The sequence below is a fragment of the Pantoea sp. DY-17 genome (assembly GCF_019795975.1).
GTDB lineage: Bacteria > Pseudomonadota > Gammaproteobacteria > Enterobacterales > Enterobacteriaceae > Pantoea > Pantoea leporis.
This window is the reverse complement of sequence record NZ_JAIMIG010000004.1, coordinates 16,050-41,285: the sequence shown is the minus strand read 5'-3', so window position 1 is coordinate 41,285 and position 25,236 is coordinate 16,050. Positions and strand designations below refer to the sequence as shown.

The 25,236-nt window shown below is 52.8% G+C and carries 24 protein-coding genes and 5 tRNA genes; 27 read left to right on the top strand and 2 right to left on the bottom strand.

What is annotated here, in order from left to right; genetic code table 11:
* Nucleotides 1–112: 112 nt before the first annotated feature.
* From ftsB to K5Y33_RS17120, 10 genes are all read left to right on the top strand, one after another.
* On the top strand, nt 113–430 hold the full coding sequence (gene ftsB, locus K5Y33_RS17165) for a cell division protein FtsB (protein WP_101762604.1): 318 nt from the start codon (nt 113–115) through the stop codon (nt 428–430).
* 3 nt (nt 431–433) lie between these two features.
* Nucleotides 434–1,150, top strand: a complete 717-nt coding sequence (gene ispD, locus K5Y33_RS17160) for a 2-C-methyl-D-erythritol 4-phosphate cytidylyltransferase (protein ID WP_222234640.1) — start codon at nt 434–436, stop codon at nt 1,148–1,150.
* Nucleotides 1,150–1,632, top strand: coding sequence for a 2-C-methyl-D-erythritol 2,4-cyclodiphosphate synthase (gene ispF / locus K5Y33_RS17155; protein WP_061719965.1), 483 nt, complete (start codon nt 1,150–1,152; stop codon nt 1,630–1,632). Before ispD ends, ispF begins: the two co-directional genes overlap by 1 nt.
* Nucleotides 1,629–2,672: a tRNA pseudouridine(13) synthase TruD gene (gene truD / locus K5Y33_RS17150; RefSeq protein WP_222234638.1), complete on the top strand. Its 1,044-nt coding sequence runs from the start codon at nt 1,629–1,631 to the stop codon at nt 2,670–2,672. The genes ispF and truD overlap by 4 nt, the downstream gene beginning before the upstream one ends.
* The gene (gene surE, locus K5Y33_RS17145; RefSeq protein ID WP_222185583.1) at nt 2,653–3,414 is read left to right on the top strand and encodes a 5'/3'-nucleotidase SurE; all 762 of its coding nucleotides are present in this window, start codon (nt 2,653–2,655) and stop codon (nt 3,412–3,414) included. Before truD ends, surE begins: the two co-directional genes overlap by 20 nt.
* Nucleotides 3,408–4,034: a protein-L-isoaspartate(D-aspartate) O-methyltransferase gene (locus K5Y33_RS17140; protein ID WP_008104533.1), complete on the top strand. Its 627-nt coding sequence runs from the start codon at nt 3,408–3,410 to the stop codon at nt 4,032–4,034. Before surE ends, K5Y33_RS17140 begins: the two co-directional genes overlap by 7 nt.
* Before the next feature lie 172 nt (nt 4,035–4,206).
* Nucleotides 4,207–5,322 (top strand): murein hydrolase activator NlpD, encoded by a 1,116-nt coding sequence (gene nlpD, locus K5Y33_RS17135; RefSeq protein WP_222234936.1) that lies wholly within the window; start codon nt 4,207–4,209, stop codon nt 5,320–5,322.
* Between the two features lie 48 nt (nt 5,323–5,370).
* Entirely contained in the window at nt 5,371–6,369 is a 999-nt protein-coding gene (gene rpoS, locus K5Y33_RS17130; protein ID WP_007893257.1) for an RNA polymerase sigma factor RpoS, read from the top strand.
* Between the two features lie 370 nt (nt 6,370–6,739).
* On the top strand, nt 6,740–8,047 hold the full coding sequence (locus tag K5Y33_RS17125) for an MFS transporter (protein WP_222234637.1): 1,308 nt from the start codon (nt 6,740–6,742) through the stop codon (nt 8,045–8,047).
* 26 nt (nt 8,048–8,073) lie between these two features.
* Complete coding sequence (locus K5Y33_RS17120) at nt 8,074–8,820, top strand: GolD/DthD family dehydrogenase (RefSeq protein ID WP_222234636.1); 747 nt, start codon at nt 8,074–8,076, stop codon at nt 8,818–8,820.
* Between the two features lie 108 nt (nt 8,821–8,928).
* Here the strand turns inward: K5Y33_RS17120 and mutS are convergent, their stop codons facing one another.
* Nucleotides 8,929–11,472 (bottom strand): DNA mismatch repair protein MutS, encoded by a 2,544-nt coding sequence (gene mutS / locus K5Y33_RS17115; protein WP_222234635.1) that lies wholly within the window; start codon nt 11,470–11,472, stop codon nt 8,929–8,931.
* Between the two features lie 366 nt (nt 11,473–11,838).
* On the opposite strand from mutS, the gene mltB reads away from it, so the two are divergent.
* Nucleotides 11,839–12,921 carry a lytic murein transglycosylase B gene (mltB, locus tag K5Y33_RS17110; RefSeq protein WP_222234634.1) on the top strand — a complete coding sequence of 361 codons (1,083 nt, stop codon included), beginning with the start codon at nt 11,839–11,841 and terminating at the stop codon, nt 12,919–12,921.
* A gap of 85 nt (nt 12,922–13,006) precedes the next feature.
* The gene (locus tag K5Y33_RS17105; protein WP_192236517.1) at nt 13,007–13,342 is read left to right on the top strand and encodes a zinc ribbon domain-containing protein YjdM; all 336 of its coding nucleotides are present in this window, start codon (nt 13,007–13,009) and stop codon (nt 13,340–13,342) included.
* Between the two features lie 32 nt (nt 13,343–13,374).
* Here K5Y33_RS17105 and K5Y33_RS17100 read toward each other — a convergent pair whose 3' ends face one another.
* The gene (locus K5Y33_RS17100; RefSeq protein ID WP_222234632.1) at nt 13,375–14,262 is read right to left on the bottom strand and encodes a dihydrodipicolinate synthase family protein; all 888 of its coding nucleotides are present in this window, start codon (nt 14,260–14,262) and stop codon (nt 13,375–13,377) included.
* A gap of 166 nt (nt 14,263–14,428) precedes the next feature.
* Between K5Y33_RS17100 and tam the strand changes: the two genes are divergently transcribed.
* From tam to luxS, 15 genes are all read left to right on the top strand, one after another.
* On the top strand, nt 14,429–15,205 hold the full coding sequence (gene tam / locus K5Y33_RS17095; protein ID WP_222234630.1) for a trans-aconitate 2-methyltransferase: 777 nt from the start codon (nt 14,429–14,431) through the stop codon (nt 15,203–15,205).
* Nucleotides 15,206–15,307: 102 nt separating this feature from the next.
* Entirely contained in the window at nt 15,308–15,802 is a 495-nt protein-coding gene (gene pncC / locus K5Y33_RS17090) for a nicotinamide-nucleotide amidase (protein WP_222234629.1), read from the top strand.
* Between the two features lie 93 nt (nt 15,803–15,895).
* Nucleotides 15,896–16,966 (top strand): recombinase RecA, encoded by a 1,071-nt coding sequence (recA, locus tag K5Y33_RS17085; protein ID WP_101762617.1) that lies wholly within the window; start codon nt 15,896–15,898, stop codon nt 16,964–16,966.
* Nucleotides 16,967–17,081: 115 nt separating this feature from the next.
* Nucleotides 17,082–17,597 (top strand): regulatory protein RecX, encoded by a 516-nt coding sequence (locus tag K5Y33_RS17080; protein ID WP_222234628.1) that lies wholly within the window; start codon nt 17,082–17,084, stop codon nt 17,595–17,597.
* 135 nt (nt 17,598–17,732) lie between these two features.
* Nucleotides 17,733–20,360 (top strand): alanine--tRNA ligase, encoded by a 2,628-nt coding sequence (gene alaS, locus K5Y33_RS17075; RefSeq protein WP_110868326.1) that lies wholly within the window; start codon nt 17,733–17,735, stop codon nt 20,358–20,360.
* Nucleotides 20,361–20,609: 249 nt separating this feature from the next.
* Nucleotides 20,610–20,795 (top strand): carbon storage regulator CsrA, encoded by a 186-nt coding sequence (gene csrA, locus K5Y33_RS17070; protein WP_008104508.1) that lies wholly within the window; start codon nt 20,610–20,612, stop codon nt 20,793–20,795.
* Nucleotides 20,796–21,099: 304 nt separating this feature from the next.
* Nucleotides 21,100–21,192: transfer RNA gene (locus tag K5Y33_RS17065), tRNA-Ser, on the top strand.
* A gap of 8 nt (nt 21,193–21,200) precedes the next feature.
* A tRNA-Arg gene (locus tag K5Y33_RS17060) sits at nt 21,201–21,277 on the top strand.
* A gap of 85 nt (nt 21,278–21,362) precedes the next feature.
* Nucleotides 21,363–21,439: transfer RNA gene (locus K5Y33_RS17055), tRNA-Arg, on the top strand.
* 55 nt (nt 21,440–21,494) lie between these two features.
* Nucleotides 21,495–21,571, top strand: a tRNA-Arg gene (locus K5Y33_RS17050).
* Between the two features lie 44 nt (nt 21,572–21,615).
* A tRNA-Arg gene (locus K5Y33_RS17045) sits at nt 21,616–21,692 on the top strand.
* A gap of 227 nt (nt 21,693–21,919) precedes the next feature.
* Entirely contained in the window at nt 21,920–22,486 is a 567-nt protein-coding gene (yqaB, locus tag K5Y33_RS17040; protein WP_008108985.1) for a fructose-1-phosphate/6-phosphogluconate phosphatase, read from the top strand.
* A complete protein-coding gene (locus tag K5Y33_RS17035) occupies nt 22,483–22,911 on the top strand; it encodes a YqaA family protein (RefSeq protein ID WP_176973520.1) in 429 nt (142 codons plus the stop codon). Before yqaB ends, K5Y33_RS17035 begins: the two co-directional genes overlap by 4 nt.
* A gap of 31 nt (nt 22,912–22,942) precedes the next feature.
* Nucleotides 22,943–24,547 carry a glutamate--cysteine ligase gene (gshA, locus tag K5Y33_RS17030; protein WP_176973519.1) on the top strand — a complete coding sequence of 535 codons (1,605 nt, stop codon included), beginning with the start codon at nt 22,943–22,945 and terminating at the stop codon, nt 24,545–24,547.
* A gap of 150 nt (nt 24,548–24,697) precedes the next feature.
* On the top strand, nt 24,698–25,213 hold the full coding sequence (gene luxS / locus K5Y33_RS17025) for an S-ribosylhomocysteine lyase (protein WP_007893307.1): 516 nt from the start codon (nt 24,698–24,700) through the stop codon (nt 25,211–25,213).
* Nucleotides 25,214–25,236 lie beyond the last annotated feature (23 nt).

The window sequence follows — 25,236 nt, the reverse complement described above, 5'->3', positions numbered from 1 at the left end:
CCCACTCTGGCATTATTTGCACGGCTAAACGCCCGTGCGCGGCATTTTCGCCGTCGCAGTGGAGTCCAGCGTCAAGTTATGGGATGATTGGGCCGTTTTTCAGGGGGCGGGGATGGGAAAACTGACGTTACTGCTACTCGTGCTGCTGGGATGGCTTCAATATTCCCTGTGGCTGGGTAAGAACGGTATTCATGACTATACGCGCGTCAACGAAGACGTCGCGACACAACAGGCGAATAACGCCAAGCTTAAAGCGCGTAACGATCAGCTATTCGCCGAAATTGACGATCTCAATGGCGGCTCTGAAGCGATCGAAGAACGCGCACGTAATGAACTGGGCATGATTAAGCCCGGTGAGACTTTCTATCGTCTGGTGCCAGACCAGAACAAACGTAACGCGCAACAAGCTGCGCAAAATCAACAACGATAAGCCATGAACAAGCGCCCGATCCTTGCGGATGTGATTGCTGTGGTGCCCGCCGCAGGTGTGGGCAGCCGAATGCAGGCTGCCTGCCCAAAACAGTATCTGACCATTGGTCAATTCACCCTTCTTGAACACAGCGTTGCACGTCTGCTGGCACATCCTGCGGTAAAACAGGTAATTGTGCCGGTCAGCAATGACGATGGCTGGTTCGATTCACTACCGCTGGCGCAGGATTCCCGTATTCTCCGCGTGACCGGTGGCGACACGCGCGCCGAATCAGTGCTGGCGGGCTTGAACGCCATTCACCACAGCGAATGGGTGCTGGTGCATGACGCCGCGCGTCCTTGCCTGCATCCGGACGATTTAGCACGTCTGCTGGCGGTACGTGAGTACAGCAAGGTTGGCGGAATTCTGGCGGCGCCGGTGCGCGACACCATGAAACGCGCCGAACCGGATAAAACCGCCATCGCCCACACCGTTGAACGCGAGGATTTATGGCACGCGTTAACGCCGCAATTTTTCCCGCATCAACTGCTCACCGCTTGCCTGACGCGCGCACTCCATGAAGGCGCTACCATTACCGATGAAGCGTCGGCGCTGGAGTATTGCGGTTATCACCCGGAATTGGTGAGTGGACGCAGCGACAATATTAAGGTGACGCGGCCAGAAGATCTGGCGCTGGCGGCCTTCTATCTTACCCAGATTCAGTTACAGGAGAGCGCATGATGCGTATCGGTCACGGTTTTGACGTTCACGCTTTTGGCGGCGAAGGTCCGTTAGTGATTGGCGGGGTGCGTATTCCCTTCGAACACGGTTTTATTGCCCATTCTGATGGTGATGTGGCGCTGCATGCGTTGACGGATGCCTTGCTCGGCGCGGTGGCGATGGGCGATATCGGCAAGTTGTTCCCGGATACCGATCCGGCGTTTAAAGGCGCTGACAGCCGCGGTTTGCTGCGCGAAGCCTGGCGTCGGATTCAGCTGAAAGGCTATCGCATCGGTAACGTCGATGTGACCATCATTGCGCAGGCACCGAAAATGTTGCCGCATGTGCCGCAGATGCGCGTCAATATCGCCGAAGATCTCGGTTGCCATATGGATGACGTCAACGTCAAAGCCACCACCACCGAAAAGCTGGGCTTTACCGGGCGTGGCGAAGGCATTGCCTGTGAAGCGGTTGCGCTGCTGATAAAGGCCGATCAGGCATGAGTGAACTGCATTACCTGCACGGCGTGCCGACTGCCACCGGCGTCATCAAAGCCAATCCCGAAGATTTCGTGGTGATTGAAGATCTTGGCTATCCCTATGATGGCGAAGGTGAACAGCTGTTGGTGCGCATCCGTAAAATTGGCTGCAATACGCGCTTTGTCGCTGAAGCCATCGCCAAATTTCTCGGCGTGCCGGTGCGTGACCTTAGCTATGCCGGCATGAAAGATCGTCATGCCGTCACCGAGCAAACACTCTGTTTCCGCGTACCGGGCAATGGCATGCCGAATCTGGCCGGATTCCAGCTGGAAGGCGTTGAAATCCTGCAGGTGATTCGCCATAAACGCAAACTGCGTACCGGCGCGCTGGCGGGCAATGCGTTCCGCTTAGTGGTGCGTCAGATCTCCGATCGCCGTGAAGTCGACGCACGTTTACAACAGATTCAACAGCGCGGCGTGCCGAACTACTTTGGTGAGCAGCGCTTTGGTCGTGGCGGCAACAACCTGACGCAGGCGAAACAGTGGGCGAAAGAGACATTCCGTCCGCGCGATCGCAATATGAAAGGTTTGCTGTTGTCAGCGACCCGCAGCCATCTGTTTAATCAGGTGATCAGCGCGCGTTTGCAGCGTGATGGCGCACTGGATGTGGTGCAGGTGGGCGATGCGGTACAGCTGGCCGGTCGCGGCAGCTGGTTCGTGGCGCAGGCGGAAGAGTTGCCTGACGTGCAGCAGCGCATCGATAATCATCAACTGCGCATCACTGCGCCGCTGCCGGGTCGCGGTGATGCGGGTCCGCAAGGCGACGCGCTGCTTTTTGAGCAGCAGAGCCTGGCAGGCGCAGAAGAATTGATTACACTGCTTGAGCGCGAGCGGGTTGATGCCGCGCGTCGAGCAATGCTGGTGGTGCCAAAGGATCTGCGCTGGGAATGGTGGGACGATGTGACGCTGGAGATGCAGTTCTGGCTGCCAGCGGGCAGTTTTGCCACCAGCGTGGTGCGTGAGCTTCTCCAACAAGAAGGTAACGATGCGGATATTGCTGAGTAACGATGATGGAATTCATGCGCCAGGTATTCAGACGCTGGCGCGTGCTTTACGTGAGTTTGCCGAGGTGCAGGTTGTCGCGCCCGATCGCAATCGTAGCGGCGCATCAAACTCGCTCACGCTGGAGACGCCGCTGCGTACCTTTACACATGAAAACGGCGATATCGCGGTGCAGATGGGCACGCCGACCGACTGCGTGTTCCTCGGCGTGAACAAGCTGATGCAGCCGCGTCCCGATATCGTAGTGTCCGGCATCAACGCCGGTCCAAACCTTGGCGACGATGTGATTTACTCCGGTACCGTCGCTGCGGCAATGGAAGGGCGCCATCTTGGCTTGCCTGCGCTCGCTGTTTCACTCAATGGACATCAGCATTACGACACCGCCGCATCCATCACCTGTACGCTGTTACGTGCGCTGTCGCGCGCTCCGCTGCGTACCGGCCGTATTCTTAATATCAACGTGCCTGATTTGCCGTTAGCGGAGATCAAAGGTTTCCGCGTGACCCGCTGCGGCAGCCGCCATCCCGCCGATCAGGTTATATGCACCGAAGACCCGCGCGGCCAGCCGCTTTACTGGATTGGCCCGCCGGGGCAAAAGCTGGATGCAGGCCCGGATACCGATTTCGCTGCGGTGGATGCGGGCTACGTTTCGTTGACCGCGCTGCATGTGGATTTGACCGCGCATGCGGCACAAGAAGTATTGAGTGACTGGCTGACCCAGGCAGAGGTAAAACTCGCATGGTGAATCGCCGCATCGAAACGCTTTTGGAGCAGCTGCGCGCGCAGGGCATTCATGATGAACACCTGCTGAAAGCCATTGCCGATGTGCCTCGTGAGCGTTTTATTGATGAGGCGTTTGAGCATAAAGCGTGGGAAAACGTTGCGCTGCCGATTGGCAACGGCCAGACCATCTCTCAGCCTTACATGGTGGCGCGCATGACCGCCTTGTTAGAGCTCACGCCGGAATCGCGCGTGCTGGAAATCGGCACCGGCTCTGGCTATCAGACCGCGATTCTGGCGCATCTGGTTAATCATGTTTATTCCGTCGAACGCATCAAGGGCTTGCAGTGGCAGGCTAAGCGTCGCCTCAAGCAACTTGATCTGCATAATATTTCTACCCGGCATGGCGATGGCTGGCAGGGCTGGGCGACGCGTGGTCCGTTTGATGCCATTATCGTGACCGCCGCACCGCCTGAAATTCCGACTTTGCTGATAGCGCAATTAGGTGACGGCGGCAAAATGGTGCTGCCGGTTGGCGAGGATCAGCAGGTGTTGAAGCGTTTGCGTCGTCAGGGCGATGAATTGATTGAAGAAATCATCGAACCCGTGCGCTTTGTGCCGTTGGTTCAGGGCGATCTGGCCTAGGACATCATTACGCAATTCTTCACAACTGTTACATGGCACGGCACAGTTGATATTGTTACTATCCTTGTTTATCAATGCTAAAAACCGTTTTTAACGTTACGCGCAGTGGATAATGCGGTTAACGCCGTTACACATTTATATTCAGGGTTGCCATCACGGGGGATCAGTGAGCATGGGAAGCACAGCATTTCAATTACGCCGTTTGGCGGCACTTTCTTTGGTAGGTTTTTGGCTGGCGGGCTGTAGTTCTGGCGATAATACACAGGCACCCATTAGCCAGATTGGTGGTAATAGCGGCGATAGCGGTATGGCTTCAGCCCCAGGCGGCGGCATGATCTCTTCGCAAAACAGCGCTGTGCCCGCGATGCCACGTGGCGGAATGTTAAGCGGCGGCACACCATCGGCACAACCGTCAGGTGGAATGGTAAGTGACAATAACAATGTGGCCACGGAAAATGGTCGCATTGTGTACAATCGCAATTATGGGAATATTCCTAAAGGTAGCTACGGTGGTGAAACCTATACCGTAAAACGTGGCGATACCCTGTTCTACATTGCCTGGATTACCGGCAACGATTTCCGCGATCTGGCACAGCGTAACAATATTGCAGCCCCGTATGGCTTGAACGCTGGGCAAACGCTGCAGGTTGGTAATGGTAACGGCCAGACCATTACCGGTGGAAACGCGATTACTGCCGCCGATGCAACGCAGGGCGGCGTGCCAGTTACACCGAGCCAGACGCAAATTAAATCCACCCCTGTTGCACAGCAACCTGTTATTACGTATTCTGATGATTCGGGTAATTCGTCGGGTAGCAAATTGCTGCCGTCGAAAGGAGCAAATAATGTGGCAACGACCACAGCTCCGGTTGTCGCACCACCTACAGTCAGCAGCACGACCAATAGCACAACTCCAGTGGGAAGCTGGCGTTGGCCGACTGATGGGAAGATCATCGATAACTTCTCCGCTGCGGAAGGCGGAAATAAAGGGGTCGATATCGCCGGTTCGCGTGGACAACCTGTTGTCGCCACAGCTTCGGGAAGAGTGGTGTACGCAGGCAACGCGCTCCGTGGGTACGGTAATTTAATCATCATCAAACACAATGATGACTACCTGAGCGCCTACGCCCATAACGACTCTATGCTGGTCCGGGAACAACAGGAAGTTAAGGCGGGGCAAAAAATCGCTACCATGGGTAGCACCGGTACCAGTTCAGTACGATTGCACTTTGAAATTCGTTACAAGGGGAAATCCGTAAACCCGTTGCGTTATTTACCGCAGCGATAATCCGGCAGAACCTTGGTTCTGCCCTTGGATCACGGGTAGGAGCCGCTAATGAACCAGAATACGCTGAAAGTTAACGATTTACATGAAGATGCGGAATTCGAGGAAAACAACGGAGCTGAGGTTTTTGATGAGAAGGCTCTCGTTGAGAACGAACCTGGTGATAACAACGACGTAGCGGAAGAAGAGCTGTTGTCACAGGGTGCGACGCAACGCGTTTTGGATGCGACGCAGCTTTACCTCGGAGAGATTGGTTATTCACCGCTGCTGACGGCAGAAGAAGAAGTCTTTTTTGCGCGCCGTGCACTGCGGGGTGACATTCCATCTCGCCGCCGCATGATTGAAAGTAACTTACGCTTGGTAGTAAAGATTGCCCGTCGTTATAGCAATCGTGGTCTGGCGCTGCTGGATCTGATTGAAGAGGGTAATCTCGGCTTGATTCGCGCCGTAGAGAAGTTTGACCCAGAACGTGGGTTCCGTTTCTCAACTTACGCCACGTGGTGGATTCGTCAGACAATTGAACGGGCGATTATGAATCAAACCCGCACCATCCGTCTGCCAATCCACATCGTTAAAGAGTTAAATGTTTACCTGCGTACCGCGCGTGAACTTTCGCACAAGCTTGATCATGAGCCAAGTGCTGAAGAGATTGCCGAGCAGCTAGACAAGCCTGTTGATGACGTGAGCCGTATGCTGCGTCTCAATGAGCGCATTACCTCGGTCGATACACCTTTGGGTGGCGATTCCGAAAAAGCGCTGCTGGATATCCTGGCCGATGAGAAAGACAACGGTCCGGAAGACACCACGCAAGACGATGATATGAAACAGAGCATCGTTAAGTGGTTGTTTGAACTGAATGCCAAGCAGCGTGAAGTGCTGGCGCGTCGTTTCGGCCTGTTAGGCTACGAAGCGGCAACGCTTGAAGATGTCGGTCGTGAAATCGGTTTGACCCGTGAACGCGTACGTCAGATTCAGGTGGAAGGACTGCGTCGTCTGCGTGAGATTCTGCAGACGCAAGGTTTGAACATCGAAGCACTGTTTCGTGAATAACAGAATACGTGGTTAATACAAGAAGCGGTGGTGAAAACCACCGCTTTTTTATTGGTTAAAATATACAGACAGCACTTGTTAATTCACCAAAGTAAAATCTTTTAACGCTATCACTTAAACCCTCACCTAAATAGATAAACGTAAATTAAATCCATTAGATGTTAATTAAACATCTAATAAATGCTCAATTTATCTTGCTCTCATTTAGCAATTTGTAATGTTGCGCACGACTTTCTTTGCGATTTTGCCTTATTTCCTTTCTCCGTGTCACTCTGATAAAAGTTTTTAACACGGTGCTATGCCATTTTCTTGCTCGCTGTATCACCAGGATATTCAAGCAATGAATAACTAAAAGGGAGTGAGAAGAACAATGTGTGTGCAAAGCAGCAGTACAAAGTCACAATACTCCAGAGTGGTTTTTGGGATGCCAATATCTCTGCTATGGGGATATATTGCGATGGCCATCTTCATGACCGGCGATGGCATCGAACTGGCTCATCTCTCCCGATATCTCTACGATCTCGGCTATGGAGAAAAACAAGTTTCATTAGTTTTCACCGTTTATGCGTTAACGGCAGCAGTTTCAAGTTGGCTTTCCGGTGCCGTCAGTGAAATTTATGGTCCGAAGAAAATTATGCTCACCGGCGCTATTTGGTGGATGGTGTTACATGCCGTATTTGTTTATTTTGGCGTAAGTGAAAATAACTTTACCTGGATGTTGGTGAGTTATACGTTGCGCGGCTTCGCTTATCCGCTGTTTTTTTATGGATTCTATGTATTAGTGGTGCAGCGCACGCCTGAGCATCGACTTGCCTCTGCAACCGGCTGGATATGGTCGATGTTTACCATTGGTTATGGCATTACAGCTTCCTTCCTCTCCGGCCTTCTGGTGCCTGAAATTGGGTTCATTAATACGCTTTGGCTTTCACTGCTGTTTGCTGCGGTGGGCGGTGTGATTATATTGTTTACGGTTAAAACTCAGAGTGAACACAATCTAAATAGTAACGGCGTCAGTCGCAAAGAAAAATTGCGGGAAATATCGCGCGGAATAACCTTGATCTTCGAAGACCGCAGTATGTTCTTTGCGCTGATAATACGCATTTTATGTAATGTGGCATTATTTGGCCTGCCGGTATTTATGCCGATCTATTTCACCCGTGAATTAGGATTTTCTACTAAAGAGTGGGCGACTATCTGGGGCGTATTTTTCCTGGTTCAACCAATAACCAATGTGCTTTGGGGAATTATTGGCGATCGTATTGGCTGGATTTTTCAAATGCGCTGGTTTGGTTTCTTCGGATGCACGATTACCACTGCCGCTTTCTATTATTTACCCTCATTTTTCCCAGGTAATCTGGCATTAGCCATTGTCTGCGCGCTGTTATTAGCCTTAACGCTCACCTCCTTTGTGCCAATGGGGGCGATTTTCCCGATGCTGGCGCCGCAGCATAAAGGCGCTGCGGTTTCGGTGCAAAATCTGGGTGGTGGTTTCGGTAATCTAATTGGTCCGGCGGTTGCCGCACTAATGTTCGGCCTGTCATTTGAAATCAAGCACGTGATTATTACTTTCTCCGTTCTCTATTTTGCTGGCGGCGTCATGACATTCTTTATTCGTGATCCCCAACCAAAAATAGAGCGTAACGCTCCTTCCAAAACCACGGCCAGCGAATCCGAATAAATCCCCTCAATGAAAAGGACCACAACATGACAACACCATTTTCACTGCAAAATAAGGTCGCCATCGTCACCGGCGCCGCATCGGGAATTGGTTACGCCATTGCCCGCTGTTTAAGTGCTGCGGGTGCCCAAGTGGCGATGATCGATCGCGCAGAAGAGGTAAAAACGGTTGCCAGCAAGATGGACAACCCTGCGCGAGGTTACGTTTTCGATCTGGCTAATGTCGAAGCGCTTGGCGAACTGGTTGAGCAGATTCACCATGATTTTGGCCGCATTGACATCCTAGTCAATAACGCCGGTATTGGCATGCTGGAATCCGTGGGCGAAGTGCAACTCGCCAGCTGGAATACCACGATGTTGATTAACTTGACCGCGCCATTCTTCCTCGCTCAGCATTGTGCTCGATATATGAAAGAACACGGTTTTGGCCGCCTGATTAACATCGCCTCACAGGCCAGCGTCATTGCACTCAATGAGCACGCGGCATATTGCACCAGCAAATCAGGTATGGTGTCTTTCACGCGGGTGTTGGCAGCGGAGTTGGGGCCGTTTGGTATTACCGCTAATGCCATTTCACCAACGGTGGTTGAGACGGAATTAGGTAAGCGTTACTGGCATGGGGAGCGAGCGGAGCAGATGAAATCAAAAATCCCATCACGACGTTTTGCCACACCTGACGAAGTCGCGAGTACGGTGCTGTATCTCAGCAGCAATGAAGCGGCAATGGTCAATGGCGAGAATTTAGTGATCGATGGGGGATATAGTGTGATTTAAAGCCGGGCGAGTTGATTAGTATGAGCCCGCTGAAATTGCTTAACACCAGGGAATTGTAAGAAAGAAAAAATGGCCCGCACAGAACGTTGCTTCTGGGCGGGCGAATAACTACACCAGCGTTTTCAAGCGATAGATCCATTCCAGCGCTTGCTTCGGCGTTAAGCTGTCTGGGTCCAGTGCCTCAAGCGCATCAACCGCCGGTGAGGTTTCTGCCACCAGCAACTGCATTTGCGAACCTTCCACTGTGGATGCGGCGGAGCTGCCAGATAACGCTTCCAGCTCCTTCAGCTTGTTACGCGCGCGCTTAATCACTTCCTTCGGCACGCCCGCCAGCGCCGCCACCGCGAGACCATAACTTTTGCTTGCAGCACCATCCTGCACACTGTGCATAAAGGCGATGGTGTCTCCGTGTTCGACCGCATCCAGATGCACATTCACGACACCTTCCATTTTTTCCGGCAGCGTGGTCAGCTCGAAATAGTGGGTGGCAAACAGCGTCATGGCCTTGATGCGATTCGCTAAACTTTCAGCGCAGGCCCATGCCAGCGACAAACCATCATAAGTTGAGGTGCCGCGCCCGATTTCATCCATCAGTACCAGACTGTTTTCGGTAGCGTTATGCAGAATGTTGGCGGTTTCCGTCATCTCCACCATAAAGGTTGAGCGTCCGGAAGCCAGATCATCAGCAGCCCCGACGCGCGTGAAGATGCGATCGATAGGGCCGATGACGGTCTCTTCTGCTGGCACATAGCTGCCTATCCACGCCATCAGCGCGATCAACGCTGTCTGGCGCATGTAGGTACTTTTACCGCCCATATTGGGGCCGGTAATGATCAGCATGCGACGCTGCGGTGAGAGTGACAGCGGATTCGCGATAAACGGCTCTTTCAATACCTGCTCGACTACCGGATGGCGGCCTGCAGTAATACGGATGCCGGCTTTTTCTTGCAGCACCGGGCGGCAATAATTCAGCGTCCAGGCACGTTCGGCCAGGTTTGCTAGCACGTCCAGCTCAGAGAGTGCAGCCGCACTGATTTGCAGGGCTTCAAGATGCGGTAGCAAGCGGTCAAACAGCTCATCGTAAAGACCTTTCTCCAGCGCCAGCGCTTTGCCCTTCGACGTCAGGACCTTATCTTCATACTCTTTTAGTTCAGGAATGATATAGCGTTCAGCATTCTTCAGCGTCTGGCGGCGAACGTAATGAATCGGCACCAGATGGCTTTGACCACGGCTGACTTGAATGTAGTAGCCGTGAATCGCGTTAAAGCCGACTTTCAGCGTATCCAGCCCGAGTTTCTCGCGCTCACGGATTTCCAGACGATCAAGATAATCGGTGGCACCATCGGCTAGCGCACGCCACTCGTCGAGTTCAGCATTGTATCCCGGAGCGATCACGCCACCGTCGCGCACCAGCACCGGTGGCGATTCAATGATCGCCTGTTCCAGCAACTCACGCAGTTCAGTAAATTCGCCTATCTGAGTGCGCAGATTAATTAACTGCGTGGCCTCAACGCCCTCGAGTTGTTGGTTTAACTCGGGCAACTGCTGGAAGGCATGGCGCATACGTGCCAAATCGCGTGGGCGCGCGGTGCGCAGTGCCAGTCGCGCCAGAATACGCTCCAGATCGCCCACCTGGCGCAGCACCGGCTGCAGCTCCTGACTAAGTGATTGCAGTTCTGCGATAGACTCCTGACGCCGGGCAATGGTAGTGACATCGCGCAGCGGCATATGCAGCCAGCGTTTCAGCATACGGCTGCCCATCGGCGTGACGGTTTTATCCAGTATCGCCGCCAGTGTGTTCTCGATGCCGCCGGCCAGGTTTTGCGTTATTTCCAGGTTGCGGCGCGTAGCAGCATCCATGATCACGCTATCCTGCTGACGCTCCATGCTCAGCGAGCGAATGTGCGGTAATGACGTGCGCTGCGTGTCTTTAACATATTGCAGCAGACATCCTGCAGCGCGTAGCGCCAGATGCGCCTGCTCAACGCCAAAACCACTTAAGTCGCGGGTGCCAAATTGCAGATTGAGCTGCTGGCGCGCCGTATCGATTTCATATTCCCACAGCGGGCGGCGACGCAGGCCACGGCGTTGATCGATCAACGTCATTGCCTGGAAATCTTCGGGATAGAGCAGTTCAGCCGGATTGGTGCGCTGCAGTTCTGCTGCCATCGTCTCCAGATCGCCGGGTTCACTCAGGCGGAAGCGACCAGAACTGATGTCCAGTGTTGCATAACCAAAACCGCGCTGGCTCTGGAAGATGGCGGCGAGCAGGTTATCCTGGCGCTCTTGCAGCAACGCTTCATCGCTGATGGTACCGGGTGTAACGATACGCACCACTTTTCGCTCAACCGGGCCTTTGCTCAAGGCTGGGTCGCCAATCTGCTCACAGATCGCCACCGATTCGCCGAGCTGGACCAGTTTCGCCAGATAGCCTTCAACCGCATGGTAAGGCACGCCCGCCATCGGAATCGGTTCCCCAGCAGAGGCGCCGCGTTTAGTCAGAGAGATTTCCAGCAGTTGCGAGGCGCGTTTCGCGTCATCGTAAAACAGCTCGTAAAAATCGCCCATGCGATAAAACAGCAGGATGTCAGGATGATCGGCCTTCAGGCGCAGGTATTGCTGCATCATCGGCGTATGGCCACTAAAGTCCATTTGCTCTGCTCCTTTCATCTCATTCTCACTCAACATTCATTCTTTTAATTACCTGAGGCTGGGTCAATGCAGCCCGGAAGTGTCGTTATCACTTGGGCGGATAACGAAAGCGGGATATTACCATTTTTGCCGCGTAACCTTCATCCGCCAGCAGGGCTTTATGGCTGCCGACCATAACAAATTGCCGCAAACGGTAAAAAGCAAAATTTAATGAAAAAGGTAAAGTGTGGAGCGGTTTCGCAAATTCGCGTTGCAACCGGCTGAAACGGGCGGGAAACGGCTAAATTTTAAGATATTGCTCTGTATGTCACCCCTATGAACGATTACCATGAGTGCTTCCGGTTTCACCTGGCTTATGGATATCCAATGCGTTTTAAGGTTGCTCTTCTTCCGCTTATTACTCTGCTTGCTGCCTGCAGCAGTAAGCCTGCATCCCATCAGCAGCCCGCCGTTGTGCCTGCACCGAAAGGCGGCTTTTTGCTGGAACCTTCGCACGCGGTTCAACCGATGTTTGGCGATTTTGCGGGTAACCCCGCCGCTGAACAGTTCATTGATCAAATGGTGGCAAAACACGGTTTTAACCGTGAGCAATTGCATGCGGTTATCGGCCAGGCGAAGCGTCTGGATTACGTGCTGCGTTTGATGGATCAGCAAGCCCCGAGCTATACGCCGCCAACCGGACCGAATGGCGCGTGGATTCGCTATCGCAACAAGTTTATTACGCCGGATAACGTGCAGAACGGCGTGGCATTCTGGAATCAGTATCAGGATGCGCTACAGCGTGCGCAGCAGGTTTACGGCGTGCCGCCGGAAATCATTGTTGGCATTATCGGCGTTGAGACGCGCTGGGGCAGGGTAATGGGCAAAACGCGCTTGCTGGATGCGCTGGCAACCTTGTCATTTAGCTATCCGCGTCGTGCAGCTTACTTCAGCGGTGAGTTGGAGACCTTCCTGCTGATGGCGCGAACAGAGCAAGACGATCCGCTGGATCTGCGCGGCTCCTTTGCCGGTGCGATGGGTTATGGACAGTTCATGCCATCCTCTTATAAGCAATACGCAGTCGATTTTAATGGCGATGGTCATATCAACCTTTGGGATCCGGTTGATGCGATTGGCAGCGTAGCCAACTACTTCAAAGAACATGGCTGGCGTGCGGGCGAGAACGTTGCGGTGCCAGCCAGCGGGCAGGCTCCGGCATTGGAGAATGGCTTTAAAACCAAGTACCCAATCAGCACCTTAGCCGCGAGTGGGTTAACGCCGCAGGGATCGCTGGGCGGCAATACTCAGGTCAGTTTGCTGCGTTTGGATCTCGGCACCAGCTATCAATATTGGTATGGTCTGCCCAACTTCTATGCCATTACGCGCTATAACCACAGCACCCACTATGCAATGGCGGTGTGGCAGTTGGGTGAAGCCGTGGCTAAAGCACGTCAGGGCAGCCTGTTTTAATGCTGTCCATATAAAGTGTGAGGGTATAAGATGGCGCCCCATTTGCGGTGCCATCTTCACCGCATCCGACTTCTGAGGAGCGCTTATGAGTACCTTACCTGCCTGTCCTGTCTGCCACGCCGATTACACCTGGCAAGATGGCGAGAATCTGAATTGCCCATCTTGCGGCCATATCTGGACGGCAAACGCCGATGATGCATCGGACGGTTTGGTGGTACGCGATGCCAACGGCAACCTGTTAGCCGATGGCGACAGCGTCACTGTCGTTAAAGATCTCAAGGTTAAAGGCAGCTCTTCGACGTTGAAAATTGGTACCAAAGTCAAAAGCATTCGCCTGGTCGAAGGCGATCACAACATTGATTGCAAGATTGATGGTTTTGGCCAGATGAAACTCAAATCTGAGTTCGTCAAAAAGAACTAATTATGGGACGGCTTTGCGCCGTCCTGTTTGTTTCAACTCAGTAAACGATCCACTTCCTCGCACTGTTCCACTGTTAGCTCGCCACCATAATTGCGCGAGTCGCTGCGCATTGAATCAAATCGACGTGCAACAGCCGTTTTTATGGTGGTAACAAAATCATCGCCGATAGTGTAAATCGCCATCAGTTTACCAATACGTTGTTGAATCTCACTGAGCTGCGCTACATCGCCCGCCCACCAGGCCTGCATCGCACGGGCAAATAGCTCCGGTACAATATTGTTCAAGCCGGAAATCACACCTGAACCGCCAGCCAGTAGATTGGGCAACAGATATTCGTCATAGCCGGAAAGCACGGTGAAATCGCTGCGCACCTGCTTCGTTTCTTCAATCATTGCGCGATTGTGCGACAAGCAATCCATGGTGTCTTTGATGCCAATAAAGTTGGGCAGCTCTGCCGCCAGTTCTGCGACCAACGCAGGCGTTAAATCACAGCCGGTGCGTGCGGGGAAATTGTAGGCGAACCACTTGCCGCCCAGCTGTTTATCCAGCGCTTTGAAATAGCTCAGCAGCTGTTTATTTGTCTGCCCGTAATAGTAAGGAGGCAGCACCATCACAGCATCAAATCCGTTCTGCCAGGCCGCATCTGCCAGTTGCAGCATGTCCGCAATACAGGTGCTGGAGACATTTGCCACCATGGTCAGTGGCGAGAGTTGACGCGCCTCGCCAATCAGTAACAGGCGCTCCTGCTGCGAGAGTGAGGCAAATTCGCCAATACTGCCCATCAGCAGCAAGGTATCAATACCTGATTGGCTCAGGCGCGAAAAATGGCGGCCAAGCGCATCAATATCCAGATTATTGTTGCTATCAAAGGGAGTTACTGACGGACACCATACGCCGGGCAATGCAGGTTGTGCAGACATATCAAGCTCCTTGGTTGGAAAATGAAACGTCGTTTTAACTTAATGCTATCTGCACAGGCTAACCAGCTAACGAGGGCAAAAAGGTGAGATATCGCACTTTTCTCTTTCTATAAACGCATGAAAAGCAGGTAGTGTTTAACCCCTCAGCCAAGACAGGAGCATTGCCATGCAAGACTGGAATCCACAGCTGTATCGCCAATTTGAATCAGAGCGAACCCGCCCGGCGCGCGAGCTATTGGAGCGCATTCCGCTCGATGATGTGCGCTTTGCCACCGATCTTGGTTGCGGACCCGGCAACAGCACCGAGCTACTGGCACAAGCCTGGCCGGAGGCGCAGATAACCGGCATTGACAGTTCTGCGGCAATGTTAGAACAGGCGCGCGAACGTCTCCCCAACTGCCATTTCCTGCAGGCCGATATTCGTCGCTGGCAGGCTGAACAGCCGCAGCAGGTTGTCTATGCCAACGCCTCGCTGCAGTGGCTGACCGAGCATTACACCTTGCTGCCGCATCTGGTTGATCAATTGGCCATCGGTGGCGCGCTAGCGATTCAGATGCCGGATAATCTTGAAGAACCATCGCACCGTCTGATGCGTGAAGTGGCGGCGAATGAAAAATGGCAGGCGCTGATTTCGCCACAAGCGGCGGATCGCAAACGTCTGCTAACCACCGATCGCTATTACGATCTGCTGACCGATGCGGGTTGTCAGGTTGATGTCTGGCGCACTACTTATTATCACCCGATGGCAGATGCGCAGGGCATCATTACCTGGTTGCGTGCCACCGGGCTGCGTCCTTTCCTCGCGGGGCTGGATGAAACGCAGCAGGCAGCATTTCTTCATGATTATCATCAGGCACTCATTCCGGCTTACCCCGTACGCAGTAATGGCCAGGTTTTGTTAGCCTTCCCGCGTCTGTTTATGGTTGCAGTGAAAACAGGTTGAGGTATCTGGAATCCACTACGCAGAAATGATGGCTGAAGGTTGAAAAGGGCTTTTCAGTGCACCATTTACTGCTAACGTGAAGCGCCACAACGGGAGAAGGCGATGAACGATGAACAGTTACAGCAGCTAAGTCACCGTATTGGCGAACAGCTGAAAAGACGTCAGGCCACGGTGACTGCTGCAGAATCTTGCACCGGCGGCTGGATTGCGAAAGTATTTACTGATATCAGCGGCAGCTCTACCTGGTTTGAGCGCGGTTTCGTCACTTACAGCAATGAAGCTAAGCAGCAGATGGTCGGCGTACAGGAGACAACGCTGCAGCAGCATGGCGCCGTAAGTGAACCGACGGTGCGTGAGATGGCTAACGGTGCGGCTAAAGCGGCAGCGGCAGAATACGCCATCGCCGTAAGCGGTATTGCCGGTCCTGAAGGTGGCACGCCCAATAAACCGGTGGGCACCGTGTGGTTTGCGATTGTGGGTCCAGAGGGGCGCGTACTAGCGCAGCGGCAGATCTTTGCTGGCGACCGTGATGCGGTACGCCGTCAGTCAGTGGCTTGGGCGCTGCAAACGCTGCTTGATGAATTTCTGATAAATTAAAACTTGATACTGTATGACCATACAGTATAATTAGCGGCAACAGAACGAGCGACATACTTGATGTCGACTCACCCAGCATGATTAGGAGTGGAAATGGCGATCGACGAGAACAAACAGAAGGCTTTAGCTGCCGCACTGGGCCAGATTGAGAAGCAATTTGGTAAAGGCTCCATCATGCGCTTGGGTGAAGACCGCTCAATGGATGTCGAAACCATCTCTACCGGCTCACTGTCACTGGATATCGCGCTGGGCGCGGGTGGCTTGCCGATGGGCCGTATCGTTGAGATTTACGGACCAGAATCTTCGGGTAAAACCACGCTGACGCTGCAGGTTATTGCTTCTGCACAGCGTAAAGGTAAAACCTGTGCCTTTATCGATGCTGAGCACGCACTGGATCCGGTGTACGCGAAAAAACTGGGCGTTGATATCGATAACCTGCTGTGTTCACAGCCGGATACCGGTGAGCAAGCGCTGGAGATTTGTGATGCGCTGGCGCGTTCAGGCGCAGTTGACGTCATCATCGTCGACTCCGTGGCGGCGCTGACGCCGAAAGCGGAAATCGAAGGCGAGATTGGCGATTCGCACATGGGTCTGGCCGCTCGTATGATGAGCCAGGCAATGCGTAAGCTGGCGGGTAACCTGAAGCAGTCCAACACGCTGCTGATCTTCATCAACCAGATTCGTATGAAGATTGGTGTGATGTTCGGTAACCCGGAAACCACAACAGGCGGTAACGCACTGAAATTCTACGCTTCTGTTCGTCTGGATATCCGCCGTATCGGTGCGATTAAAGAGGGCGACGAAGTGGTAGGTAGCGAAACCCGCGTGAAAGTCGTGAAGAACAAAGTTGCGGCACCGTTTAAGCAGGCTGAATTCCAAATCATGTACGGAGAAGGTATCAACACCTTTGGCGAGCTGGTGGATCTTGGCGTGAAGCACAAACTGGTTGAGAAAGCCGGCGCGTGGTACAGCTACAACGGTGAGAAGATTGGTCAGGGTAAAGCTAACTCCACCAACTTCCTTAAAGAGAACCCGGCGATTGCGAATGAAATCGACAAGAAGCTGCGTGACTTACTGCTAAGTGGTGATGTCGCCGCCGCAGACACCGCGAAAATCTCCGCGGATGATCGCGAAGAAGCCAGCGAAACCAACGAAGATTTCTAAAATATTAACGGGAGCAGAAATGCTCCCGTTTTGCTTTTCCCCGCCAGCGCTTTTCCTCTCTGCCTTCTTGCTTTACTCTGCGACCCTGCACGACTGTTAGAACAAGGTTGATCCTATGTCATCATCACCATCTGCGGCACCGGTGCCAACATATTCCCGTTTACTCGACCGCGCTATGCGCATCCTTTCGCAGCGCGACCATAGCCGTGAAGAGCTGAAGCGTAAATTGCAGCTCTCTTCCCAACGTGCGGCTTATCTGCAGCAGCAGGAAAATACGCCCATTCCCAACGAGTTACTGGAAAAAGTGCTCGACTGGTGTCAGGAAAGCGGTTGGCTCAACGATGAGCGCTTTACCGAACGCTTTATTCAAAGCCGTGCACGTAAAGGATATGGTCCACAGCGCGTGCGTATGGAATTGCAGCAAAAGGGGATTGGCCGTGAGGAGATCAATCAGGCGCTATTCGATACCGACGTAGACTGGAGCCAGTGCGCAGCCGATCTTGCCAAACGCAAATTTGGCGAACCCTTACCGCAAACCTGGACTGAGAAAAGCAAGGTACAGCGTTTTTTAATGTCGAAAGGCTTTATGATGGAAGATATTCAGGCTGTTTTCAGAAATAGTGACGACTGAAAGGCGATGTGATTTTACTTCCCACTGAAGAAAATTTATCTTATTCCCACTTTTTGTTCCTCAGTCAGCGGCAGGCCGGATGGATAGGGTTTGCCAGCGAAAGGGAACGTTCGTTAGCGTGATTCCAGGAATTTTATGAGCAAGAGCACTGCTGAGATCCGTCAAGCGTTTCTCGACTTTTTTCATAGCAAGGGACATCAGGTTGTAGCCAGCAGCTCCCTCGTACCGAACAACGACCCGACTTTGCTGTTTACCAATGCCGGGATGGTCCAGTTTAAAGACGTTTTCCTCGGGCAGGATAAGCGCGACTATGCGCGGGCAACGACGTCGCAGCGCTGTGTGCGTGCCGGCGGCAAGCATAACGACCTCGAAAACGTGGGCTACACGGCACGTCACCACACCTTCTTTGAAATGTTGGGCAACTTCAGCTTTGGTGATTACTTCAAGAAAGAAGCGATCGCTTATGCATGGGAACTGCTGACGGGTGAGCAGTGGTTCAAGCTGCCTAAAGAGCGCCTGTGGGTGACCGTCTATGAAACAGACGATGAAGCCTTCGAAATCTGGGCTAACGATATTGGTGTGCCGCGCGAGCGCATTATCCGTATCGGTGACAACAAAGGCAGCGCTTTCGCATCAGACAACTTCTGGCAGATGGGCGACACCGGACCTTGCGGTCCATGTACCGAAATTTTCTTCGATCACGGCGATCATATCTGGGGCGGCCCACCGGGCAGCCCGGAAGAAGATGGCGATCGTTACATCGAGATCTGGAACATCGTCTTCATGCAGTTCAACCGTCAGGCCGACGGCACCATGGAGCCGCTGCCTAAACCGTCAGTGGATACCGGCATGGGTCTGGAGCGTATTGCTGCCGTGTTGCAGCACGTTAACTCCAACTATGAAATCGATCTGTTTGCCAAACTGATCAAATCAGTTGCGCAGGTAACTGGCGCAACCGATCTGGATAACAAGTCGCTGCGCGTTATCGCTGACCATATTCGCTCTTGTGCCTTCCTGATCGCCGATGGCGTAATCCCATCGAATGAAAACCGCGGCTATGTGTTGCGTCGCATTATTCGTCGCGCGGTACGTCACGGCAATATGCTGGGTGCGAAAGAAGCCTTCTTCTACAAGCTGGTTGCGCCACTGATTGAAGTGATGGGAGCTGCAGGCGAAGACCTGAAACGTCAGCAGAAGCATGTTGAAAACGCGCTGAAGAACGAAGAAGAGCAATTTGCTAAAACGCTGGAGCGTGGACTTGCACTGCTGGATGAAGAACTGGCCAAACTGCAGGGCGATACGCTTGATGGCGAAACGGTGTTCCGTCTGTACGATACCTTCGGTTTCCCGGCGGATTTGACCGCTGACGTGTGCCGTGAGCGCAATCTGAAGATTGATGAAGCGGGTTTTGAAGCCGCGATGGAGCAGCAGCGTCAGCGTGCGCGTGAAGCCAGCGGTTTTGGTGCCGACTATAACAATGTCATTCGCATTGATGCCGCAACCGACTTTAAAGGCTATGACCATCTGGAACTGAACGCGACAGTCGAAGCACTGTTCGTCGACGGTCAGCAAGTTGAGCAGATCAGCGCGGGTCAGGACGCGGTGGTCGTACTGGACGAAACGCCGTTCTACGGCGAGTCAGGTGGACAGGTTGGCGATACCGGCGTGTTGGCTGGGCAGAATGCTGAATTTAGCGTTCAGGATACGCAGAAGTATGGTAAAGCGATTGGTCATATCGGTAAGCTGAGCAGCGGTCAGTTACGCGTTGGTGACCGTTTGCATGCACAGGTTGATGAAACGCGTCGCGCGCGCATCCGTTTAAATCACTCCGCCACGCACTTACTGCATGCAGCACTGCGTCAGGTGTTGGGTGATCACGTAGGACAGAAAGGCTCGCTGGTTAACGATAAATATCTGCGTTTCGATTTCTCTCATTTTGAAGCCATGAAACCGCAGGAAATCCGTCAGGTCGAGGATATTGTTAACGCGCAGATTCGCCGCAACCTTGTCGTTGAGACCGAAATCATGGATCTCGATGATGCAAAACAGAAGGGCGCAATGGCGCTGTTTGGTGAGAAATACGATCAGCGCGTACGTGTGCTGACCATGGGCGATTTCTCTACCGAACTCTGTGGTGGTATTCACGCGCTGCGTACCGGTGATATTGGCCTGTTCCGCATTCAGTCTGAATCGGGCACTGCTGCAGGTGTACGCCGCATTGAAGCCGTAACCGGCGAAGGTGCGTTGGCACAAGTGAATGCGCAAAGCCAACAGTTGCTGGATGTGGCGCAATTGGTGAAAGCCAATAGCAGTAACCTGAATGAGAAAGTGCGCGGCTTGGTTGATCACGTCCGCGCGCTGGAAAAAGAGTTGCAGCAACTGCGCGATCAGCAAGCTGCGCAGGAAAGCGCGTCACTGAGCAGTAAGGCGATTGACGTTAAAGGCACGAAGTTGCTGGTCAGTGAACTGAGCAACGTTGAACCGAAAATGTTGCGTACCATGGTTGACGATCTGAAGAACCAGTTAACGTCTGCCATTATCGTGCTGGCAACGGTTGATGATGGCAAAGTTTCATTGATTGCTGGCGTGACCAAAGATCTTACTGACCGTGTAAAAGCCGGCGAGCTGATTGGCGAACTGGCCTCTCAGGTTGGTGGTAAAGGCGGTGGTCGCCCAGATATGGCTCAGGCCGGCGGTACAAATCCGCAGGCGCTAGCGGGCGCGCTGGCAGGCGTGCAGGAATGGGTCAGTAACCGACTGTAACGTATAAAACTTCGCATTGTGATAAGCGCCAGAAGCCCGTTTTCTGGCGCTTTTTTAACGCGGTGCACACCAGGTAATGACAAAGTCCGGTTGATGTAGTGTATTTCGGCTAAACTAACTATCAGCAGAATGTATTGGCATGGCGAAGCACAATGGTGTATTTGTCATAGGCATTGTTCAGCGTTATATGATGGATACGGCCGGGAGACCGAACAAGCCCGACTCTTTTAATCTTTCAAGGAGCAAAGAATGCTTATTCTAACTCGTCGAGTTGGTGAAACCCTCATGATTGGCGATGAGGTGACTGTAACGGTGCTGGGTGTAAAAGGTAACCAGGTCCGCATTGGGGTTAACGCGCCTAAAGAAGTTTCGGTACATCGCGAAGAGATCTATCAGCGTATTCAAGCCGAAAAAACTCAAGCCTCGAGTTACTAACGGATTCAGCGCCTCGCTCATGAGCGAGGCGCTACCGGTTTTTCCTCTCCAGTCCCGCACATCTCACGCTTTTCGCTCTCAATTCCCAATTCTTTTAACGCCCATTTCTGTTCTCCAGCAGGCTTTCTTTGTTGATAAATCACTCTTTTTGTCGCTAAAGCATCCGAATTGAGTGTCATTTGTGCAATCAAACAAAAGGCTGGAAATAAATGTTTGACTTATAAGTCCGGGAAAGTAATATGTGCGCCACGCAGTGCCGATGAGCAGAAACAAGTTCAGAAGCACGGTTCGGAAGAACGCGTAAGGTGAGGTGGCCGAGAGGCTGAAGGCGCTCCCCTGCTAAGGGAGTATGCGGTCAAAAGCTGCATCCGGGGTTCGAATCCCCGCCTCACCGCCATTTCCGATGCATCCATAGCTCAGCTGGATAGAGTACTCGGCTACGAACCGAGCGGTCGGAGGTTCGAATCCTCCTGGATGCACCATTCGGAAAGGTGAAGTAAGAGTGAACGAGCAGTTCCTTTCATGGTGAGTTGTTAGCACCCTGCGTTGTACAAGAATTAACTCGATGCATCCATAGCTCAGCTGGATAGAGTACTCGGCTACGAACCGAGCGGTCGGAGGTTCGAATCCTCCTGGATGCACCATTCTTCGTATCATCCTCAGGTTGTTTCAGTTAGTCCATCGTAAGAAAACCTCAATGCATCCATAGCTCAGCTGGATAGAGTACTCGGCTACGAACCGAGCGGTCGGAGGTTCGAATCCTCCTGGATGCACCATTCCTCTTCAAACTTCTCAAAATTTTCTTCAGCAGTAACTCAATGCATCCATAGCTCAGCTGGATAGAGTACTCGGCTACGAACCGAGCGGTCGGAGGTTCGAATCCTCCTGGATGCACCATCTCTTCTTCGTTACCTCTCAGTTTCTGAATCCTGCAGCAATCAAATCAACTTGTAAAAAAATCGCTGAATTTACCGGCGTTTATCCACGGCATTGCACTCTGACCTTTTTCTGAAAACGAAAAAAACTAATGCTTTCAAAGCATTTGCGGTTAAGCGCGCCTGGCGACAACCTGAGCGCATTACGCTAAAGTAATGGCTCATTTTGTGGTGCTCGATGGAGTGACAATGTACGACCAATATGACGCCCTGATTTTCGATATGGACGGCACAATTCTGGATACTGAGCCGACACATCGAAAAGCCTGGCAGCAGGTGCTTGGCCGCTATGGTTTCACCATGGATGAAGAGAAAATGGTGGGCTTCAATGGCGCTCCAACCTGGCAACTGGCGCAGTTCATTCTTGAGCAGAACAATGCAACGCACGATCCGCATCTGCTGGCGGCGGAAAAAACCGCTGCACTGAAAGCGATGTTGCTGGATGACGTGCGTCCGCTGCCGTTAATGGACGTGGTAAAGGCTTATCATGGTCGCCGTCCGATGGCGGTGGGCACCGGCAGTGAACACAGCCTGGCAAAAGCCTTGCTCGAAGAGTTAGGTGTTTACCACCTGTTTGATGCGGTGGTCGGAGCGGATGACGTACAGCGTCATAAACCGCAGCCGGATACCTTTTTACGCTGCGCCGAATTGATGGGGATCGCGCCCGAGCGCTGTGTAGTGTTTGAGGATGCTGACTTCGGCGTACAAGCCGCCAAAGCAGCTGGCATGGACGTGGTTGATGTCCGTTTACTGTGAATGAATTTCTGACCTATGGATCGTTATTCGGCAGCAGCTTCCTGAGTGCGACTCTGTTACCGGGAAGCTCGGAAGCGGTGCTGGTTGCACTGCTGATCGCCAAAAAGGGTTCGGTTTATGGATTGTTATTGGCTGCATCAGTGGGAAACACGCTGGGTGGCCTAACCAACATTCTTCTTGGTCGCCTGATGCCGCCAAAAGGGCAAGGGCGATGGCACGACACAGCAATGACGTGGTTACACCGATTAGGACCTGCAGCACTGATTTTTAGCTGGCTGCCGGTAGTGGGCGACTTACTCTGCGTGCTCGCAGGTTGGTTGCGCTTTGCCTGGCTGCCTTCGGTGCTGTTCCTCGCCATTGGTAAAACGCTGCGTTATATCGTTATCGCGACTGCCACATTACAAACAATGCAATGGTGGCATTGATTCGCACAGATTCGAGGCTACGGCTAACATTATGCTGAACAAAAATAAATTATTAACACAGCGGGAGGTTAACGTGATCCCGGACGTATCTAAGGCACTTTCCTGGCTGGAGGCGCATCCTGACGCGTTAAAGGGTATCGGCCGTGGTATTGAGCGCGAATCATTACGCGTTAAACCCGATGGTCACCTGGCAACCACAGGACATCCTGAGTCACTCGGTTCGGCGCTTAAGCATGATTGGATCACCACCGATTTTGCCGAAACGCTGATGGAGTTCATCACGCCAGTTGATCAGAGCATCGATCGCTCACTGGCGTTTCTGCGCGATATTCACCGTCATGTGGCGCGTGAGTTAGGCGAGGAGCGCTTGTGGCCTTTCAGCATGCCGGGCTTCATTGATGACGTTGATAGCATCGAGTTGGCGCAGTATGGCAGCTCGAACATTGGCAAAATGAAAACGCTGTATCGTCAGGGGCTGAAGAATCGCTATAGCGCGCTGATGCAGATTATCTCTGGCGTGCACTACAATTTCTCGCTGCCGCTATCGTTCTGGCAGGAGTGGGCGGATGTGAAAGATGCCGAAAGCGGCAAAGAGACCATCTCTGCCGGCTATCTGCGTCTGATTCGCAACTACTACCGGTTCGGCTGGGTCATTCCGTATCTGTTCGGTGCATCGCCAGCGATCTGCTCCTCTTTCCTGCAAGGGCGCGAGAGCAATCTGCCGTTTGAAAGTGATGGCAAAGGCACGCTATGGCTGCCTCATGCCACCTCACTGCGCCTGAGCGACCTCGGTTATACCAACAAATCCCAGAGCGGGTTGGGTATTACTTTTAACTCGCTGGAAGGTTACGTTGCAGCGCTGAAAGCGGCGATCAAAACGCCATCGGAAGAGTATGCCGCCATGGGCACCAAAGATGCCGATGGCAACTGGCTGCAGCTGAACACCAACGTGCTGCAGATTGAAAACGAGCTGTATGCGCCAATTCGTCCGAAACGTGTTACGCGTTCAGGCGAAGCACCATCCGATGCGCTGCTGCGCGGCGGTATCGAATACATTGAAGTGCGTTCACTGGATATCAACCCATTCTCCGCGATTGGTGTGGATGCCGATCAGGCGCGCTTCCTCGATCTGTTCCTGATTTGGTGTACGCTGGCTGATGCGCCAGAAATGAGTGCGGATGAGCTGCTGTGTACGCGCAAAAACTGGAACCGCGTGGTGATGGAAGGGCGTAAGCCTGGCCAGGTCATTGCTGTAGGTTGCAGCGAAAAAGAACATACGCTGGTTGAAGTGGGTAAAGCGCTGTTTGCCGATCTGCGTCGCGTGGCGGAAGTGCTCGACAGCAATCACGGCAACACGCAATATCAACAGGTTTGCGATCAACTGGTGGCATCTTTCGACGATCCTGAGCTAACCTATTCGGCGCGCATCCTGCATGCGATCAAAGAAAATGGTTTGACCGGCGCGGGCGTGGCATTGGCAGAGCAATATCGTCACCTGCTGTGTGAAGAGTCGTTAGAGATTCTGACTGAAGAAGATTTTAGTCGTCAGGCGCTGGAGTCGGTGCAGGCACAAGAGAAGCTGGAACAGAGCGATACGCTGGATTTCGAAAGCTACCTTGCGGGTCGCGAAGGCTAGAAAAGAAAATGGCCACATCAATGTGGCCAAAATAAACATCTCTGTTGTCAGGGATGATGATAACAAATGCGCGTCTTTCATATATTCAGACGCTGGACGAACAGAAAAGTTTCATCGTTTTAAAAAAAATCTCAAAACAGGAGGTGACGTATGCCACTACTGGATAGTTTTACTGTTGATCACACCATCATGGGCGCACCTGCAGTACGCGTAGCAAAAACCATGAAAACTCCGCATGGCGATACCATCACCGTTTTCGACCTGCGTTTTTGCCGTCCGAATATTGAAATTCTGACTGAGCGTGGCATTCATACGCTGGAGCACCTGTTTGCTGGCTTCATGCGTAATCACCTGAATGGTGATGGCGTTGAAATCGTCGACATCTCTCCAATGGGTTGCCGCACCGGCTTCTACATGAGTTTGATTGGTACGCCTGACGAGCAGCGTGTAGCGAAAGCCTGGAAAGGCGCGATGGAAGATGTTCTGAAAGTCAAAGAGCAGGGCCAGATTCCAGAGCTGAACGAATATCAGTGCGGCAGCTACAAACTGCACTCACTGGATGAAGCGCAGCAGATCGCGCGCAATGTGCTGGCTCACGACATCGGCGTGAACCGCAACGAAGATTTGAAGCTGCCAGCGGAAAAGCTGAAAGAGCTGCACATCTAGTTGAGACACCATGAAAAACGCCG

Excerpts from the sequence above, each read along its gene's own strand:
- ftsB (WP_101762604.1), top strand. The coding sequence starts at position 113 with ATGGGAAAACTGACGTTACTGCTACTCGTGCTGCTGGGATGGCTTCAA.
- ispD (WP_222234640.1), top strand. The coding sequence starts at position 434 with ATGAACAAGCGCCCGATCCTTGCGGATGTGATTGCTGTGGTGCCCGCC.
- ispF (WP_061719965.1), top strand. The coding sequence starts at position 1,150 with ATGCGTATCGGTCACGGTTTTGACGTTCACGCTTTTGGCGGCGAAGGT.
- truD (WP_222234638.1), top strand. The coding sequence starts at position 1,629 with ATGAGTGAACTGCATTACCTGCACGGCGTGCCGACTGCCACCGGCGTC.
- surE (WP_222185583.1), top strand. The coding sequence starts at position 2,653 with ATGCGGATATTGCTGAGTAACGATGATGGAATTCATGCGCCAGGTATT.
- K5Y33_RS17140 (WP_008104533.1), top strand. The coding sequence starts at position 3,408 with ATGGTGAATCGCCGCATCGAAACGCTTTTGGAGCAGCTGCGCGCGCAG.
- nlpD (WP_222234936.1), top strand. The coding sequence starts at position 4,207 with ATGGGAAGCACAGCATTTCAATTACGCCGTTTGGCGGCACTTTCTTTG.
- rpoS (WP_007893257.1), top strand. The coding sequence starts at position 5,371 with ATGAACCAGAATACGCTGAAAGTTAACGATTTACATGAAGATGCGGAA.
- K5Y33_RS17125 (WP_222234637.1), top strand. The coding sequence starts at position 6,740 with ATGTGTGTGCAAAGCAGCAGTACAAAGTCACAATACTCCAGAGTGGTT.
- K5Y33_RS17120 (WP_222234636.1), top strand. The coding sequence starts at position 8,074 with ATGACAACACCATTTTCACTGCAAAATAAGGTCGCCATCGTCACCGGC.
- mutS (WP_222234635.1), bottom strand. The coding sequence starts at position 11,472 with ATGGACTTTAGTGGCCATACGCCGATGATGCAGCAATACCTGCGCCTG.
- mltB (WP_222234634.1), top strand. The coding sequence starts at position 11,839 with ATGCGTTTTAAGGTTGCTCTTCTTCCGCTTATTACTCTGCTTGCTGCC.
- K5Y33_RS17105 (WP_192236517.1), top strand. The coding sequence starts at position 13,007 with ATGAGTACCTTACCTGCCTGTCCTGTCTGCCACGCCGATTACACCTGG.
- K5Y33_RS17100 (WP_222234632.1), bottom strand. The coding sequence starts at position 14,262 with ATGTCTGCACAACCTGCATTGCCCGGCGTATGGTGTCCGTCAGTAACT.
- tam (WP_222234630.1), top strand. The coding sequence starts at position 14,429 with ATGCAAGACTGGAATCCACAGCTGTATCGCCAATTTGAATCAGAGCGA.
- pncC (WP_222234629.1), top strand. The coding sequence starts at position 15,308 with ATGAACGATGAACAGTTACAGCAGCTAAGTCACCGTATTGGCGAACAG.
- recA (WP_101762617.1), top strand. The coding sequence starts at position 15,896 with ATGGCGATCGACGAGAACAAACAGAAGGCTTTAGCTGCCGCACTGGGC.
- K5Y33_RS17080 (WP_222234628.1), top strand. The coding sequence starts at position 17,082 with ATGTCATCATCACCATCTGCGGCACCGGTGCCAACATATTCCCGTTTA.
- alaS (WP_110868326.1), top strand. The coding sequence starts at position 17,733 with ATGAGCAAGAGCACTGCTGAGATCCGTCAAGCGTTTCTCGACTTTTTT.
- csrA (WP_008104508.1), top strand. The coding sequence starts at position 20,610 with ATGCTTATTCTAACTCGTCGAGTTGGTGAAACCCTCATGATTGGCGAT.
- yqaB (WP_008108985.1), top strand. The coding sequence starts at position 21,920 with ATGTACGACCAATATGACGCCCTGATTTTCGATATGGACGGCACAATT.
- gshA (WP_176973519.1), top strand. The coding sequence starts at position 22,943 with ATGCTGAACAAAAATAAATTATTAACACAGCGGGAGGTTAACGTGATC.
- luxS (WP_007893307.1), top strand. The coding sequence starts at position 24,698 with ATGCCACTACTGGATAGTTTTACTGTTGATCACACCATCATGGGCGCA.